The sequence below is a fragment of the Pseudoalteromonas ardens genome, assembly GCF_030125445.1.
Lineage (GTDB): Bacteria > Pseudomonadota > Gammaproteobacteria > Enterobacterales > Alteromonadaceae > Pseudoalteromonas > Pseudoalteromonas ardens.
In genome coordinates, this window is record NZ_JASJUV010000008.1 from 1 (window position 1) to 16852 (window position 16852).

Sequence of the window (16852 nt, forward strand, 5' to 3'; positions counted from 1 at the left end):
TCTAGCAAGCTAGAAATGTTACCGCTCGACTTGCATGTGTTAGGCCTGCCGCCAGCGTTCAATCTGAGCCATGATCAAACTCTTCAATTAAAAGTTTTTTGAAACCGAAGTTTCGTGCTCATTGAATTCTGATTTTGATTCTTTCGAATCGAATTGACTGTGCTGAATAAACTATGTTTATTCCGTTGGTCACTCAGTTCAATTGAGATTCTAAATTTTTGTGCGTCATTCAGTAAACTGAAATCTGCTGTTAGAACTCAATCTGTACGAGTGCCCACACAGATGATTGCTTCATATTTTTAAAGAACAGTGCGACTTAATGTCGCTGCGCTGTTAGCGCCGAGGGTTGTGCATTTTAATCACTTCCCATTTTATGTCAACACTTAATTTTGAAAAATTTCAGAATCAAGTTTTATTTGACTCCCAACTCGTTGGCTCGTTGCTTTTCAGCGTTGTGCCCCGTGTCGGTGGATGCGCATTATAGGGAAATCGAAACCCAGCGCAAGCGCTTTTTAGCACTTTTTTGGATTAATTTTTTACCCCAAAAAACCGCACAAACACCACACAAGTTACCCACAAAAAACTGTGGATAAGACAATAATATTTAGAGTTGAACGCGGTCCTGTGGTAAATTACGCCACCTTATTTACCCGTTCTGCTATATCTATAATAAGGGTCGTAATCCAATGGCTGACTTTTTTAATACAATAAGCGGCTTGCTGTGGGGTCATATACTTATATACCTATTAATTGCAGCAGGTGTTTTCTTTACCCTCCGACTGGGTTTCATTCAGTTCACCCAATTCCCATACATGATTAAAGTGATGGCAAACAGCCGAAGCGGTGCCAAAGACGGTATCTCTTCTTTTCAGGCTTTTTGTACTTCCCTTGCCGCCCGGGTAGGAACCGGTAATATGGCCGGTGTTGCTGTTGCACTCTATTTAGGGGGGCCAGGTGCTATTTTTTGGATGTGGCTCATCGCGCTTATCGGCATGGCGACAAGCTTTGCAGAAAGTGCACTGGCTCAGCTATACAAAACCAAAGACGATGAAGGCAACTTCCGTGGTGGTCCTGCTTATTATATGGAGTATGGCCTGAACAAACGTTGGATGGGTGTACTCTTCTCTTTATGTCTTATCCTGGCGTTTGGCTTAGTGTTTAATGCCGTACAAGCGAATTCGATTGCCGCAGCATTTGAAGTTGCCTTTGACGTACCTAAATACGTAATGGGCCTTTTGCTAGTCTGTGGTTCGGCCTTTATTATTTTTGGTGGCCTTAAAACCATAGCAAGATTTGCCGAGCTGGCTGTGCCATTTATGGCTATCGCCTATTTATTGCTGGCAATCGTTGTATGTGTCATGAACGCCAGCCAATTACCTGACGTCTTTATGCTGATCATCAACAGTGCGCTTGGTTTTGAACAAGCCGCAGGCGGTGCTGTAGGTTATGCTGTGATGCAGGCCATGATCCAGGGGATTAAACGCGGACTATTCTCTAACGAAGCCGGTATGGGTAGTGCTGCAAACGCCGCAGCAAGCGCAACACCGAATCCAAACCACCCTGCTTCTCAGGGCTACGTTCAAATGCTTGGCGTATTTGTTGATACCATTGTTATCTGTAGCGCTACAGCGGCACTTATTCTGTTGTCAAACCAGCTAGTACCCGAGTCTGGTGTAACAGGAATTCAGTTAACACAGGCTGCACTGGTTGAGCATGTCGGTGACTGGGGCGCGATCTTTGTTGCCATCGCTATCCTGTTCTTTGCCTTCACGTCCATTGTCGCTAACTATAGTTATGCAGAAACCAACTTACTGTTCCTTGAGCACAACCATCCCAAAGGCCTGTTTATCTTCCGAGCCTGTGTACTGGCTATGGTGATGTTTGGTGCGGTCGGCGAGCTTGGTTTGATCTGGACACTTGCTGATATCTCCATGGGCCTGATGGCCATCGTCAACGTCGTCGCGTTGTTCATGTTATCCGGCATTGTTATCTGGTTAGCTAAAGACTACCGTGCCCAGCTTAAACAAGGCAAAACCCCTGTTTTTGATCCTTCGCAAAAACCTGAAGTGTTGAAAACTCTGCCTAAAGGTATCTGGCACAAGTAATCCATTACCGAGGTAGCAGCCAATGCTACCTCCCCTCTTTTCTATCCTCTGCAAATAAACTGTGCAACAAATCCGCAGCCAAACCAATTAAGTACAAATAACATTCAATTGAAACAATTACTTATTGCCTTTCATCAAAAAATCATTATAGTGAACCCCAAGTCGGCATATAGCGCAGCTTGGTAGCGCACTGTCATGGGGTGTCAGGGGTCGCAGGTTCAAATCCTGCTATGCCGACCATTTAACTCCCTCATAACATTAAAGTTTTTCCTCTTTAAACTCCTCGACACACACCTGTGCAAAATAAGTGCAAAACTCAAGTCAAAAACACGTACTCATCCATAGCAATCTTATTATACTCAACTGGTTGAATTAACAGGCCGATGCATACGTGCAAATAAGCTGGGTTAAATCAACGATAGCCAGCCACTGTTAAAGAGATTGCAAATAGACCCAGACAACAGGCTCAAGCTCACTACGCAGTTTACTAAGGTCTTTCATGGTGCGGTCGGGAGAAAGCAAGAGATGACAGATTACTGTGAGCACCATCATAAAAGGCAACGAGCCAATCTGATTCAGTGCAAGCGATGGATAGGTTAACACTTTTTCTTTTACATCATTTCGACTTATCCAAACTCAGTGTTAAGTACGTGCTCGTATTATCTGAGCTTTACTGCTTTTAAGGCTTTCATGCTTAAATTTACGACTCTCACTACTCAGAGCTTATAGAAAGCGCAGCATTTGATAGTCTTGCATTTCTTTATTGAACCTGCCCACAATTGGACTTTGAATTTACTGGTAGGTGTCACTTGAACTTAACCCCGCGAAAGGCTAATGGCCCACTGAAAGAACGTGTTTTTGAGACATCCAACTTCACAGCCATGCCTAATGCAACAGTAACTGGTGAAGTTCTCTTTTTGGTTCGCGTAGTTAGAACGAGCTAACACCTGGTAGTCATTGGATCTTTGAAAATCCAATTGCGGATTTATTTAAATGTAGCTACAGTAGCAATGTGAGACTAAATTTGGTTCAAATTTGGTTTCATAGAAGCGGGCAACTCCGTTTGCCCCTAGGGTGTGGATTAGAGACTTGTCGCCAAACAAATCAGCTCTAATCCCCACTCTGCTGCTACACTTCCCACCATGGCTATCTGGTCTCTTAGTTGATCCTCAAATAACCAAACGATGCAAAGTGCGCATTCCTTCATATTCAACAGTTTTTTAGGCCGTGTTGAGGGCCGTTGCGGGTTTTCTTGCAAGCTCATCCCCTTGCGTTGTTGGAAAACCTTTTCACCCGCCTTTTTAGTTCGCCAATAACATAAAAATTATCGCTTCAACTGTTCCATTACTATTAGATGGATATGATATTACGCAGTGTTGGGTCTAGTGTCGCAAACATGGAGTTTGCTACATATATTTTTAACCAGCTGATTTTTTTGAAAGTACTCCGTGTATTCACGGCCTGTGAAATAATATGGTTTCAATCTACTATCCTTACAGATCTATTCCCCGTCACCCTGCGTGAAAATTACACCCGAACAAAGATACACCAAAATAATATCGAAGTGTAACTGGGAATAAGTAGAAACTATCGGTCAGTTTAGAATAAATAAGAATATGCCCCAACACCATTGAGCGGTATAAGTCGCACTTTACAACCCAAGAAAACGTAAAATAATTACACAAAAGAATTTACCGGTGGGTGCCACTTAAAAAGCTACGCAGCCGCGACAACCTGCTTAGTGATTACGTAGTCCACCGCCTGCCGGCAAAGAGTAAACGTAAGATCAGCAAAGAAGTAAACCACGTCACCCAGCTAACCCCCGATTACATCAGCCGCACGTTTTCAAAAATCCGTGACGAACTGGGCTGCTGTGACCACTTAGAAAAAGAAAAGCGCCCTACCTTCCACGAAATCCGCGCCCTCGCCGCCCACCTGTTCGACACCCAGGGCGTAGACCCCCAATCCAGGATGGCGCACACCGACGCGAAAAGCACTAAGATTTACACTAAGAATCATATCGAGTGGGTGGAAGTACCATTTGCGGAGATAAAGTCGGGTACGGTTGATTAGCCTCATGGAGTTGTGATTTTGTATTGCACTCTATAGCTGGACTTGTAATTGGCCGCACTATCTTAAGCAGTAATTGCGATTTCCCTCCTAAATCAGATACAACCTGAGTTGCTACTAAGTTACATAGCTATTGAGATGTAATATTTTTTTTATTAATGTATGATTTACAAAAATATTTTAGTGGTTAGTCCATGCATCGGTTACCTCCTACCATACAAGGTAGCGCACCTTGTATGGTCTTACTAATTAACTGTTATGCAATAGGAGATATCACGGAACTATGAAGGAATTTCTATCCTGGCTAAAAGATAACCTCTCCCACATGTTTTCACTGGTGGGTATCGTGCTGACAATCTATTTCTCTGTTTTTTATGTTCCTCAATATTCGGAAGACATAAAGCTTAAAAGAATTGAGGGTATGAACAGTGAACTGATTAGTACAATCCAAGAACTCGTTTACAATAAACATCAAATCGATTCACATGATATCGAAACGCTAATAAAAGGTAAGGAGCTACGTGATAACATAGAGTACCCATACACAGTTGTTCAGCTTCTTGTTCAAGTGCAAGAAACCTTTTTAGCAAACAAGTTCATACCTTTAGAATCTAGAAAAGAGCTCGTAGAATCAATTGATACTGTTAGAGAAAGCCTGCAACCAGAAACAACTTTAGATGACCCGAGAGAGGATGAGATTAGCTTCAACTGGCCGGCATTAGTTGCCTCAGGTTTAGGTATTATTGTATCTATGCTTGGATCGTTCTCTTTGTTTTCTAGCGCTAGAAAACAAAGAGAAGAAGAGGTGGAAGAAAGGGTTGTTGATCAAAAAGAGAAGTTCCAACACCGTATAAAGAGAGCCTTTGCCCTTGAAGAGTTTGTTGGAAGGCAGCTTGATCGCATATATGGACTAGACAACGTTGAGCGAGAACAAGCTGATTATGGGGTAGATTATTTAGTAAGAGCCAACGGGAAGCCTAAGTTTGCTGTTCAGGTGAAATTTACAGATACAGACCTAATTCCACTTAGAGCTATTAATCAGATTGGTGAAATTGCCAAAAATCTTGGATATCCGGTAGTGTTAGTGACAAACGCTGCATTAACCAAAAATGCTAAATACAAGTTTGATAAATTAAATAAAGAGCTGGCTGGTTCAAACCTATATGTAGCATCTGTTAATGAAATTGATCAAATTGAAGAAATTATTAACCGTAATGCTTAACAAAGCATTACAGCGGGCGAGCCGCTGAATGCGACGTTAAGTGTACAAGGAGTTGTTAATGAGGAAATTTAAATACGATAACTCTGTTAGTCAGCAGAGGAATGTCATTTGCTATGCTTTTCACCCAGACCTCTTAGATGCTTCTGAAAAAGAGCTGAAAGAGTTCTTGGTTGTATTATCAAATTATTTTCCTAGAACTGATGATGGAAATGGCGATTTTATGCCAATGGATAATAGTAGTTTTGTGAATACTTGGAATAACGCATATAACAATGTATGTTCGTTGATCAAAGAACATCGAGAAAAACGAAGAAATCGTAATATCCTATGTGTTTCTGTACTGACACTGGTAGTTTTATCAGCAACATTATGGCATAGGCTCAGTACCACTAGTGCAACTGAAATGAGCAATGTTCAGCAAAGCACATTTAACGGCCTTAGCGCTACAATTAAGGAAAGATCATGTCGTCATTAATATTCGCTACAGATGAAGAGCAGATTCTTGTAGCGACGGATACTTTATCAGTTACACCGGAGGGTGAGCCTTTTTCTTTTGTCTCAAAAGCTGTGCATATACCTCACTTGCGCACGATTGTAGCGGGCACAGGAGCTGGTGGATTTGCGAATCGTTGGGCTTTAACTGCAAGCACTCAGATGATAGTAAAAGGCATTATGAACTTAGACTATCACACACCGGCTGGGCTAAGGGAACTTTGGTCTGACTACAAAAAAGAATATTCTTTATCCAACGATTTCACTACTACGGTTTATCAGTTCGGGCTTTCCGAGGAAAACGGTAAGGTAGTCTCGTTTGCTTATCGCTCCACGAATGATTTTGTATCTGAGCCAATCGGATACGGAACTGGCGTCAAGCCAGAGTGCTCTACACCTGACGGAAATCTAATCGAAGCTCTCCCCAAAATGATGGAGGAACAAAGAGCTATTCAGAACCAAATACCACCAGAGTCTCGAATATACATTGGCGGAGAAATTCAAGCACTATATCTAACCTCGCAAGGCTGCAATTCGTTTCTTGTTTCGCGGTTCACTGACTTTTTAGAAAACGAAAATGCAATATTCAAGAATCATGCGGAGCCAAAGCGCTAACAAAAAACGAAAGCGGGACAAATTGTCCCCTTCGCTGGGCGTTACCACCGTCAGTTTTTGGTATATGAAACCGTCAGGTTTGATTAAGCTTTACTAGTTTAGCAAAACAGAGTGTGCAAAACCCTCTCTGTAGCCCGCAACATCAAAGGCACAAATAACGCAATTGCAGTTATTTCACACCCCACCAAAAACCTGAAAAATCACATATAAAACATAGTAATAACACAAACATTTACGCAGTCATGGGGTGTCAGGGGTCGCAGGTTCAAATCCTGCTATGCCGACCATTCTTTCTCACACCACCAGCGATCTGTGCTTTAATCTCCCTTATTGCTCCTAAAACACACTTTCTATTAATTCGGTTTTCCGCCTTCTTTGGTCGATGTAATGTTCATACCCACAATCACAAACTCTGCTTCAACTGGCGCGACGGCTCTGTGCTCTGCGCCTTTTGGTACAATAAACATGTCTTGTGGTTTCAGCTCGATGGTTTTGTCTCTGAGTTCAATGTTTAACTGGCCCTGATACAGGATGAACAATTCGTCCTGATCGTCATGTTTGTGCCAGTTTGTTGCGCCCAGTCCTTTGGCCACCTTATATAGCTGACCATTGGCCTCACCAAGCACGCGTTGTGACCAATGTTCTGTCACCGATGCTAACGCTTCGCTTATATTTATTTTGTTATCCATACTCATCACCGTTAAAAAGGTGAAGGGGGCTGTGCCCCTTCAGGCTTGTGTTATTTGCTTTTAGGCTTATCGTCAAAGGCCGGGAAAGCCGGGAATGAATCTAGTTGTGTTTCGGCCGGGAAAGAAATCACAGTACGACCATTCACTTTGATTGTTTCATCGGCGCCGTCTCTGGTTAAGATGGTGCCCAGTACCAAACCTTCACCAAACTCTTCACTCGACAGGAAGCTTTGCAACCTGAAACCGTCTTCATCTGAAACCGCAGGAACGCGCGAGCGATAGTCAATAACCAGTTCTTTTTTCGGTTTTCCCTTTTTGTTCGTTACCAGAATATTGTAACTGCCGAACAGGAACTGATCATCAGGCTTGGCTAAACGACCCGCCATCTCACCAGCCATCGGCACCCCTTGAGGGTCAGTGATCGTAAGGTTAAAACCACCATCGCGGATGATCCAGCCTTCACCTTTTGCTTTCATGCCGGTAGCAATTTGCAATCGATACTCAAAATCCGGATTCAAGGTAAAGCTTTTGAATGTGGCGCGATTATTTGCGACCAGATCATCGGCAGCCAGTCCAAACCGTTCGAGGTAAAACGTTTTTGCCTGCTGCGCAACTTCAGCAATTTCAGCATCTGTACGACCCATGATCTCCTTCTGGAAAAACTCACCATCACAGATCAGGCCATCACAGTTAATAACCCCCGGATGAGGCTCTGGGTTATGCTTATCAATGGTGCCTGTTCCCATCAGAACGAGTACGGATTCAAACCCGTCTGGCGTTGTCACCCCTTTCTTTGCCATCGCAGCCCCACTGGTGAGCAGCAAACCTGTTGCCAGTGCGACGGTCCATTTTTTTATTGAGCTTACGTAATTATGTTTCATGACTTTTCCTTAATAAATTTATGAGTAATTAAAATTCTATTTATTACGCCACCGCCCTGCCCGGGCCTGACGTAGCAAAGTAATTGACTTGTTTTAAGATGCGATACAACTCGCCCGGTTTTGGCTCACCCACTTTAATGTGTTTGGGAAACAGTAAAGCGCCCGACTGAGCAGCCTGTACCGCAATACCCAATTGCGTGTGACCCAGTAATTGCCCGGCTTCAACTTCAGTAAAGTTTTGCAGCCCGGTATGTAACTGCACATATTCTTGCGGATACGCCTCAATATGCGACCAGGTCCACATTGGATTTACTTGCTTCGGTGCCTGTGATTTTACTTCTGTCCAATTTTCAACAGCGGCCAAAGCGCGCTTAGCAGCCAATATCCCTAGCTCAATGCCTTGTTGGTCGAATCCTTTTTGGCTTAGTTCCAGCGCAATCGATACACACCCGCAATGGGTGCCAAATTCATCACACCGCATACCCCCGAGCTTACTTGCCGTTGACTGTTTGTGGGTGATCACCGGTAGCGCGTTGTCTACTGCATGCGCAAACAGTGCAGCGAGTCGATTATATTGATACACAAAAAACGGCGTATTGGTTGGTTCTATTGTCTGGTGAAAATCCAGAATAAACTTGGAGTTTCTGACAATGGGCTCCAGCTGTTTTGCTCTTTGTGATTCAAGGCTGTCGTGTGCCTGAGTGTTAAAAGTGCGATTAATATCCTGTTCCAGATAACGTTTACCTGCTTTAGCCGCGGCAACGTTACCCAATAAAAATGTGACCCGTAAATCCGGGGTTAACTGACCATTGTCAATCTCATGGCATAAGGCATTTAGCACTGCCAGTCCGCCCACTTCATTGCCGTGGTTCAGTGCGATCAGGGTCAGATCGCTGTGGAAACCGCCGTCTTTAGATTCACCTCCTTTTGGCACCAGGGTAAATCCCCAATCATCAACTTGTTCTACTGAAAGATTGCCCAGCGTCTTTGCGTCCCGGAATGCACTAAACTGCGTCAGCGCCTGATCTACCTGTTTGTCCATGGTTTTCTCCTCATTCCCTGGGCGCAGCAAGTGCAGCCAGGTGTTCAAACGCGCTGCGCGTCATCTCATATAAATGGGCTTCAATCGGTCGGCCGAATATGGGTAGTTCATAAGTACATTCACCAACCTGCTTAATCTTGAGCGTTTGCTTTAGTTTGTTCGCTGCCCGGTTATTTTTCGGCGTTTTAAAGAGGATCCGCTGCAATGGAAAGTGCTCGAAGTACCACTGCATGGCCTTTACGTAAGACACTTTGCCGATGCCCAGACCACGAAATTCCGAAGTCCAGATACTGGCATGCATTACCCCACTTTCCTGTTCAACTACATCCGTTAATTCATGTACGCCGATGGCCTGTCCCTGGTACTCAATTGTCAACAAGCTACATGCCTGGGGCATCTTGTTGAGTACATATTGCAGTTGTTCACGCATTTTGTGCGCAGGTATTAACCGCTGACGGTCAACCCCCAAATCTTCAAGAAAGGTGTTCTCGGGGTTGTGCCAGTACGCAATATGCTGGTCTATATCCGACTCCTGAAATGCCCTGACCCGGACACTTTTCCATAAATCTTGCACGACGCGCTCCTTATCCGCTTGGTTCCTTAACTAATCAGCGATGAACTCATTAATTGTTTCGATAAACTCAGCTGGTGAATTTAAATATGCCAGGTGTGCGCCCGGTAACGTCACCTGACGACACAACTGGGGCACTTCACTGCGTACAACCCAACTGTGCACTTGCGGTGGGTCAACCAGGGCATCCTCGTCCCATGCCACCGTATGGATCGGCACTGCCAGCTTGATGGTGTTATCTATTTGCCACTCTTCTTTGCAGCAAATATCTGCCAGCAAGTACGGAAGTACCAAAGACATAAGCTTTTTATTTTGTGCGTACTGCTCACTGATGTACTGACGCTCGATAAACACCGACAATACGGCATCCATATCCGTAAGATTGACGCCTTGCAGAATACGGCGTTTTTCCAAAGCGCTGGCTGACAAAATCACCCGTTGTAGTTCAGGTAAAAGTCCATGTTTAGTGCAAAATGCCGCAGTTTCATAAGCGAGCACAGCACCAAAGCTATGACCATAAAAACTGGTTGGCATCGGTGGTAACTCTGTAAGTGCCGCGGCAATCTCACGTACTAATACCTGAATGTCGTTTACTGGTGTTTCCTTTACCCGCTCACACCGTCCTGGTAATGCAATGGCAATGATCTCTACGTTTGAAGGCAGAAGATCTCGCCATTTAACAAAATCAACGTGGCTGGCACCAGCGTGCCCAAAACAAATCACCCTGGCAGACTGAGTGCCCTCAGAGCTAATGTGTTTCAACCACATCACGCAGCCTCCTCAACAAACTGAACCAGATCCTGTATACATTCACGCACATAGAACTCTTGCATTGGTAAAGCAATGTTGAACGTAGATTCAATCTCACTCACCATCATCACTGCCTGCATGGAACTGATATTTAAATCAGCGATCTGCGTGTCCAGAGCAAGTGCCGGTACATCCTTTACCAGGGAAGCAACTATGCTTAAAACCTTCTCTTGTGTTTGCATTTCAACTCTCCTTTTCGAACGAATTAAGCTTCTCACTTGCCTGTGAACACATCAGGGCAATGCTACGAAGTAAGAAGCTTCACGACGCGATACAATGACTTAGCGCTTAAAGCTAAACCCATTCAGACTCTCATCCAGGACTCGGTTATGGCTATCATTTCGTTCACCGGATACCGAAACTACACCATACTTTTCAAGTGACAGTTCACTGCCGTACTCTGTGACTGAATCAGTGTCAGGGTAAATATCTACCGCAGCAGGTACATAACGTGCAGCAAAGCCCAGTCGAGTTTGGTCTTTTGTGATATTTGGTAATGATGAGTGCATCAAGGTCGACCAGAAAATCACAAACTGACCTGCTTTCATTTTGATTGGTACCGCCTGAGACTCATCCGGCTTCCAGCTTGGGTCCTTTTGCAGGTTGCGATAGTCGTAGCCAAAGAAGCCGCGTTTTACACCGTCTTTTTCAAGTGCGTTCACTTCATCAGGTGTATATTCCATGTCTTTTGATTCGTCGTAGTACATTTCTTCATGTGTACCCGGAATAAAGCACAAACAACCCACTTCTTCAGACACATCTGTCAGTGCAGTCCATACTGTGATTGCACCACCAAAGTCGCTTTCACCTGGCCATCTGATTTGAGGCGCGCCAGATGCGTGAGAAAAGGTATCCGCCTGGTGCCAGTCTGTGCCTTCATCGCCTGGATATTTGGGGAACATCTCTGAACGCCAGCAGATTAAGTCCGGGCCCAGGATTGAATTTACCTTGTTAACAATAATTGGATTCATAACGTGCTCGCTGAGCGCGTCAATATCCAGGTGACGGTCATAACCAGATACTACGCTGGTGTGTTCCAGGTCATAGGCCGCATTTTTACGGTCAAACATTTTGGCACGGATATTCTTGTACTTTTCAAGAATTTCGTCACGCTCATATAGGTCAAAAGGACCGATATAACCGTTTGTACGCATTTGTTGGATTTCTTCTTCAGTTAGATAAAAGCTCATTGTATTTTCCTTAATAAAAATTTGATTAAATTGGTTTATTTAAATAAGTTTGGTTTTAGTTGATGTTAATTAATTCAGTTTGTTTGCGCTGCAGACTCGTAAAGGTTTACCCAGTCACCTAAAGTCGAATTAGCCATTAACTCGGATGTTTCGACCGTGCAATTCAACGCTTGCTCAACTTCCATCTGAAAGTTAACCACTGCCAGAGAGCTGATCCCAACTGAGAAAAAGTCAGTTTTTTCATCAATTTCGATACCACTGAATGTGGCCTGTGCTTTTTCCAACACGATATCTTTAACTACATTACTATTTTGCATATTACACCTCGATAAGTTGATTTTTGGCAATTTTGCCATTCTTGTTTAAACTAAATTTCTCTTTTACTTCAATGATATCCGGCACCATATAGGGTGAAATCATAGTTGCCAGATCTTGCTTTATTAATTTCGATGACACAGGCTTTTTAGTCGTTACCTTTGCACATAAGGCATTATTACCTGCATGGTCTTTTATTAAGTGCACAAATGCATTTTCTATATAGTCAAGTTGATACAGTTTCTCTGTAACAAACTCCATAGATACCCGGTAACCACGTACTTTTACTAAGTTATCTTCTCTACCCAGAAAATGAATTTTCCCGTTTACTCGCTTCACTTTATCGCCGGTGCGGTAAATCAGCCCGGAGGAGATTTTTTCGTGATAAAAAAATGCGTTGTCTTTATCCCTGTCACCGACGTATCCCAGTGCAACTCCATCGCCGTAGGTATACAAGATACCAGCCTCGCCATCAGTCACATGCTCCAGGTCGTCATCCAGAATCGCAATGTGAGTGCCGCTAATTGGGTAGCCGATTGGCACGTTATCTTGGGGTAATGTCACGTCATCCATGACATAACAACATGTAAACGTTGTATTCTCTGTTGGGCCATAGCCATTTATCACTGTCAGACCCGGACAAGTCCCCAACACTGAGCGGATCACCGCGCTGCTGAGTACATCTCCGCCGGCCAGGATGGCCCGCAATGGCTGGAATACCTCAGGACGGTTTGCCCCCAACATGTGAAATAACCCTGATGTAAGCCAGGCAATAGTCGCCTCCTTAGCCGCAACATTGCGCATAAACCTGGTCGGACTAAATTCAGCACCATCAATAATGAGCCTTGCGCCATTTAATAACGCGCCCCATATTTCAAAGGTTGCGGCATCGAATGAAATATCAGCCGTCATATAAATTGCATCTTCTGGCGTGACTTGAATGTAATCACTGTCTATGACCAGACGCTGTATGGCTCTGTCAGGTACTCTCACCCCTTTGGGCCTGCCTGTTGAACCCGATGTATACATAATGTAGGCACAGGCTTCACGATTGCGGATAACTCTGGGTGCAGGTTGCGTAGGTTGTTGAGCCAGCATATCCACAATATCAAGCACCTCAATGCCCATTCCAGGAAGAGATGTAACATCTGTACAAATCACAAAACGCGCCTGGGTTTCTTGCAGCATAAAACTGAGATCCGACTCATTCAGCTTGTTCGACACCGGCAGGTATGTCGCGCCGACTCGCAGCAATGCCAACACAACCGTGATAAACTCAATGGAGCGTTCAAGTTTTACCAGTACAACATCCTGTTGCGTAACTCCCTGCTCCGATAATACCGCTGCGAGCTGCTCTACCGAGTGATATAAAGTGCGATAACTAAGCTGCTGTTTGTCGCTGTCCAGCGCAATGCGGTCTGGATGTTTTGCGACGCTTAACTCAAACTGCGTATAAACATTCTCTGCTGCTGATTTCATGAGAAATATCCTTTTTTAATTTCTGTAAAATGCCTGTTTCAGGGCGACAAAACGCGTAGTGGTCACCAAACTTCCCTCTGACCAGCGTGCTGTTTCTCAACACATTACTTATCACCACTGATGTATCAGTCCCGACATGCTTATCTTCATCGGAGCAATACACATAAACGTGTTTCTCAAGCTGCTTCGCATCTTCCAGATAATCGTGACTCACAAAATCCAGATAATTCAAAGCATAACGATGCAAATACAATTCATTGAAGTAAGGTTGATTGAAAAACCTCGCTTCATCGGCAACCTGACTGGCAAAACCAGCATCCGACATTTTGTCGCTTAACATAGTGCTAAACGCTCGGCTTTTGGCAGCCATTCTCAGCAAAGTATCAACTTCAAAGTAATGTGCTGGTACCTTGTACTCTTTGCTCCTTTCAGCCAAAGCGTATTCACCAAAAACCAAGAACAGTGCCTGATAATTGTCACTTTGCGCTGCAAAGTGCAGTGCCACGGCAGCGCCGGAGCAGTAACCCACAATCACAGGCTCGTGCAACGCGTATTCATCAATGAGTTGCTCTAAATCCGCAGCATGTGATGCCATTGTCAGTGCCTGAACTTGCAGTTCATCGTTGTCGTCCAAAATGTGACGGCTTTGCCACGTATACAGATTGCATGTCTGATCCAGGCTCGCGATGAAGCTGTTGGCCGCCTCCAGCTCAGTGCCAAAGGGCAAAACCAGAACCACATCAGGCCTGTTTTCGACCCGCTCGGTGTGCATGCTGAGTATTGGCATGGCCCCATTTATGAATGTATTCATTAATGTTTTCATAATTTACTCAGTCGAATATGCGCCAGCCGTCTTGCTTTATAAAGAACGAGCCGATGGTTTTACGTAACGTGTCACAAGTCTGGATACCATGCATTTTGCGACAATTAAAAATACACAGCTCTCCAACTTCCGGATTGATTTCCATACTTTCAAACTGCGCCAGGAATTCCATCCCCTGTGCTTCATCCTTGCCATACAGCGCAATAAACTCATCCAACTCACTGCGGCTACTTGGCAAATAATCCCACATTACAAAACCAGCTTCGTTTGCGGCATTTTGTACCGTTATAAAGGCAGCCGTTTGTGGGTAACTGGTTTTTATTGGCCAGCTATCATTTGCCCGTGCATAAGAGATAGAGTCTGCATGTGGCGCAAAGCTAAAATTCTTTTCAGTTGAAGGCGGATATTCACGTTGCGATGCAATCAGCATTTCACGTCCTGGTTCCACTTCCAGTGTTTTTGCACTCAGACCCTGTTCAAAAAATTCAAAGTAAGGCGTTTGCTTAAGCGCTGCGTTAACCACATTTGCAGAGTTAAAATATAGCTCCGATGTCGCCTGATATTCCTCATTAGTAGCCCGTTGTAACTTGCCCAATGTCATTCCGCTCGTCATGATACCGGTGTGGTAACGGTGGCCATTCATTGCCAGGTCGTCATGCTTTCCCCACCATAACTCAACACCTTCCTGCGACTCTACCTGTAACAAAATGACATCGTATTCACCGCCATGTACAAGATTAAACGCATGCTCAAGTGATAAAGAGTCCGTTTTCGCAGTGCCGTCAAAATCGTAAATTCTTGCCTTAAATTCTTTCATGTTTCCCTCAACCCTAGTGACTATGTGTTTTTCCGTTACTTGCTCTATCACCTGCAAGCGCTTTTTTATTCCAAAACTTAACCAGATGTGTGTTGCTCTGGCTTGGTATTTAAGTTGCCATAAAGTATCTTAATGCGTCAAGTCTTTACGTAAATTATTTTTATGTAAAGTTACTTTTCAACGAGCTACTTTGATCGCCATATTTCAAATATCGCAATACAACCAAGATCACCTTTAACATTTAGACAACAAAAATAAAGGTGAAAAACATTTAAATCAGAAAGTTAGCTAATACTTCTCAAAAATTCCGCAGCCACATTGCTGCATTTTTCAAAGCAAGTTCTTCGTGGAACTTTCCTGACTTTTTCTCAGATTAAAAGTCAATCAGGTGAAATTCTGCGCAACCATCTCATTTTCTACCGAATTCAGAACAACCACTCATAAACAGGTTTAGCATCAAATCAGGCCAAAAATTGGATCCCGGAAGCCCTGCGGCAGGCTTATTTGATGCACAGTGAACAAACGAGCAACCATTGCGGTGTCGTCTTCATGAAAAAGCCATACTGGTAATACCGAATTCGGTATAGAGTGAAGCGTGATTGCACGCTATTGCGGGGTGCACAGGTAATACCCCGCCAGATCGCTTAGGTATTTACAACGCGCAGAATCAGTCAGTACTGAGAAAATAGCTGAAAAAGCCGGTGCTTCTAGTGTATCCAAGCGACTCATACAGGGACTGCGCTTCTAAGTTGTCTTCTGCGGTTTCTAACGCCAACCCTTTCGCACGTGTCTCCAGAGCATGATCTCTCGCTGCATTTAACAAAGATTTAGCCACCCCCTGTCGCCTTGCACTCGGCAGGACATACAGATCATTTAGTGTCCAGGTTCGCTTCGCTGAGATAGAGGAGAAGTTCGGATACAGCTGCGTAAAGCCCAGCACCTCTTCAGATCCATTAAGCGCGATAAAAATAACTGACTCCTGATTCTCGAGCCGTTCGCTAATAAACTCATGAGCAAGGGCAAGATCGGTTCCTTGCTGATAAAACATTCGATATTCATTAAACAGCTCACTGACTGCATCAATATCTTTCGTTGTTGCCCTTCGTGTTGTGATCATCCTATCGTCCTATTACTTTTAAGTTTTATGCTAGTACAGTTAAAATAGATTAACGACATAACCATGGCATACAAGATAGCCATTTCATGTCAATCTATCACCAACCAGGACTGTACCTGACAATATAAGTGCCATCGCTCATATATCGCCAGGCAAGCCTGTCGTTCACAACATGTTATTATTTACTGTAAATGTCCAGGGTCGAATGACTCACTCTATTCTGGATCATGGCAAACAACGACAATCTTATTGTTGTCAACGTCGCGTATAAAGGCTGCATAGAAATTCGGGTGATCCTCTTCGCGAATACCCGGTTTTCCTGCACATTCTCCGCCATTCTCCAGCGCCGCAGCATAAAAAGCATCAACGGACTTTCTGGTGGGCGCCATAAAGGCTATGTTGGTGCCATTGCCGGCAGTCGCAGGATCGCCATTAAATGGTTTAAATAGCCAGAACACGCCAATACCGAGCTCACCATAGTCGCCATAAGCAGCCCAGCCATCCCCCTGTTTTGCTCTTGAGACACCAATTTCAGAAAAGACGGCATCATAAAACGCCATCGCTTTATCCAGATCATTCGTCCCTACAGATATATGACTAAACATTATTAATCC

Annotated in this window: 18 protein-coding genes, 1 tRNA gene, 1 rRNA gene and 1 pseudogene; 7 read left to right on the forward strand and 14 right to left on the reverse strand. The window is 44.1% G+C overall.

The window, feature by feature from the left end:
- Positions 1–90 (reverse strand): 16S ribosomal RNA (locus tag QNM19_RS19810); the annotation flags it as partial.
- 596 nt (positions 91–686) lie between these two features.
- Between QNM19_RS19810 and QNM19_RS19815 the strand changes: the two genes are divergently transcribed.
- The 7 genes and pseudogenes from QNM19_RS19815 (at position 687) to QNM19_RS19845 (ending at position 6504) form a co-directional block, all read left to right on the forward strand.
- Positions 687–2105 (forward strand): alanine/glycine:cation symporter family protein, encoded by a 1419-nt coding sequence (locus QNM19_RS19815; protein ID WP_010385312.1) that lies wholly within the window; start codon positions 687–689, stop codon positions 2103–2105.
- Positions 2106–2268: 163 nt separating this feature from the next.
- A tRNA-Pro gene (locus tag QNM19_RS19820) sits at positions 2269–2345 on the forward strand.
- Between the two features lie 114 nt (positions 2346–2459).
- Positions 2460–2705: pseudogene (locus QNM19_RS19825) on the forward strand (transposase); the annotation flags it as partial.
- A 1101-nt stretch (positions 2706–3806) separates the two neighbouring features.
- Complete coding sequence (locus QNM19_RS19830; protein ID WP_284027128.1) at positions 3807–4178, forward strand: hypothetical protein; 372 nt, start codon at positions 3807–3809, stop codon at positions 4176–4178.
- 280 nt (positions 4179–4458) lie between these two features.
- The gene (locus QNM19_RS19835) at positions 4459–5397 is read left to right on the forward strand and encodes a restriction endonuclease (RefSeq protein ID WP_049866142.1); all 939 of its coding nucleotides are present in this window, start codon (positions 4459–4461) and stop codon (positions 5395–5397) included.
- 58 nt (positions 5398–5455) lie between these two features.
- A complete protein-coding gene (locus QNM19_RS19840; protein WP_049866143.1) occupies positions 5456–5872 on the forward strand; it encodes a hypothetical protein in 417 nt (138 codons plus the stop codon).
- Complete coding sequence (locus QNM19_RS19845) at positions 5860–6504, forward strand: hypothetical protein (RefSeq protein WP_049866144.1); 645 nt, start codon at positions 5860–5862, stop codon at positions 6502–6504. The genes QNM19_RS19840 and QNM19_RS19845 overlap by 13 nt, the downstream gene beginning before the upstream one ends.
- Before the next feature lie 353 nt (positions 6505–6857).
- Here the strand turns inward: QNM19_RS19845 and QNM19_RS19850 are convergent, their stop codons facing one another.
- From QNM19_RS19850 to QNM19_RS19910, 13 genes are all read right to left on the reverse strand, one after another.
- Positions 6858–7193, reverse strand: a complete 336-nt coding sequence (locus QNM19_RS19850; RefSeq protein WP_010385318.1) for a cupin domain-containing protein — start codon at positions 7191–7193, stop codon at positions 6858–6860.
- Positions 7194–7243: 50 nt separating this feature from the next.
- Positions 7244–8074: a hypothetical protein gene (locus QNM19_RS19855; protein ID WP_049866145.1), complete on the reverse strand. Its 831-nt coding sequence runs from the start codon at positions 8072–8074 to the stop codon at positions 7244–7246.
- 43 nt (positions 8075–8117) lie between these two features.
- Positions 8118–9116 (reverse strand): succinylglutamate desuccinylase/aspartoacylase domain-containing protein, encoded by a 999-nt coding sequence (locus tag QNM19_RS19860; protein ID WP_049866146.1) that lies wholly within the window; start codon positions 9114–9116, stop codon positions 8118–8120.
- Positions 9117–9126: 10 nt separating this feature from the next.
- Positions 9127–9690, reverse strand: coding sequence for a GNAT family N-acetyltransferase (locus QNM19_RS19865; RefSeq protein ID WP_049866147.1), 564 nt, complete (start codon positions 9688–9690; stop codon positions 9127–9129).
- Positions 9691–9720: 30 nt separating this feature from the next.
- Positions 9721–10455, reverse strand: coding sequence for a thioesterase II family protein (locus QNM19_RS19870; protein WP_049866148.1), 735 nt, complete (start codon positions 10453–10455; stop codon positions 9721–9723).
- Positions 10455–10679, reverse strand: a complete 225-nt coding sequence (locus QNM19_RS19875) for an acyl carrier protein (RefSeq protein ID WP_049866149.1) — start codon at positions 10677–10679, stop codon at positions 10455–10457. Before QNM19_RS19875 ends, QNM19_RS19870 begins: the two co-directional genes overlap by 1 nt.
- A gap of 99 nt (positions 10680–10778) precedes the next feature.
- A complete protein-coding gene (locus tag QNM19_RS19880; protein ID WP_049866150.1) occupies positions 10779–11687 on the reverse strand; it encodes a chlorinating enzyme in 909 nt (302 codons plus the stop codon).
- Between the two features lie 74 nt (positions 11688–11761).
- Positions 11762–12004 (reverse strand): acyl carrier protein, encoded by a 243-nt coding sequence (locus tag QNM19_RS19885; protein WP_049866151.1) that lies wholly within the window; start codon positions 12002–12004, stop codon positions 11762–11764.
- Between the two features lies 1 nt (position 12005).
- The gene (locus tag QNM19_RS19890; protein WP_049866152.1) at positions 12006–13481 is read right to left on the reverse strand and encodes an AMP-binding protein; all 1476 of its coding nucleotides are present in this window, start codon (positions 13479–13481) and stop codon (positions 12006–12008) included.
- Complete coding sequence (locus QNM19_RS19895; RefSeq protein WP_156202457.1) at positions 13444–14292, reverse strand: alpha/beta hydrolase; 849 nt, start codon at positions 14290–14292, stop codon at positions 13444–13446. The genes QNM19_RS19890 and QNM19_RS19895 overlap by 38 nt, the downstream gene beginning before the upstream one ends.
- Before the next feature lie 19 nt (positions 14293–14311).
- Positions 14312–15121 carry a hypothetical protein gene (locus tag QNM19_RS19900; protein WP_284027129.1) on the reverse strand — a complete coding sequence of 270 codons (810 nt, stop codon included), beginning with the start codon at positions 15119–15121 and terminating at the stop codon, positions 14312–14314.
- A gap of 667 nt (positions 15122–15788) precedes the next feature.
- Complete coding sequence (locus QNM19_RS19905) at positions 15789–16238, reverse strand: GNAT family N-acetyltransferase (protein WP_049866210.1); 450 nt, start codon at positions 16236–16238, stop codon at positions 15789–15791.
- 215 nt (positions 16239–16453) lie between these two features.
- Positions 16454–16843 carry a VOC family protein gene (locus tag QNM19_RS19910; protein ID WP_049866209.1) on the reverse strand — a complete coding sequence of 130 codons (390 nt, stop codon included), beginning with the start codon at positions 16841–16843 and terminating at the stop codon, positions 16454–16456.
- Positions 16844–16852: the final 9 nt, after the last annotated feature.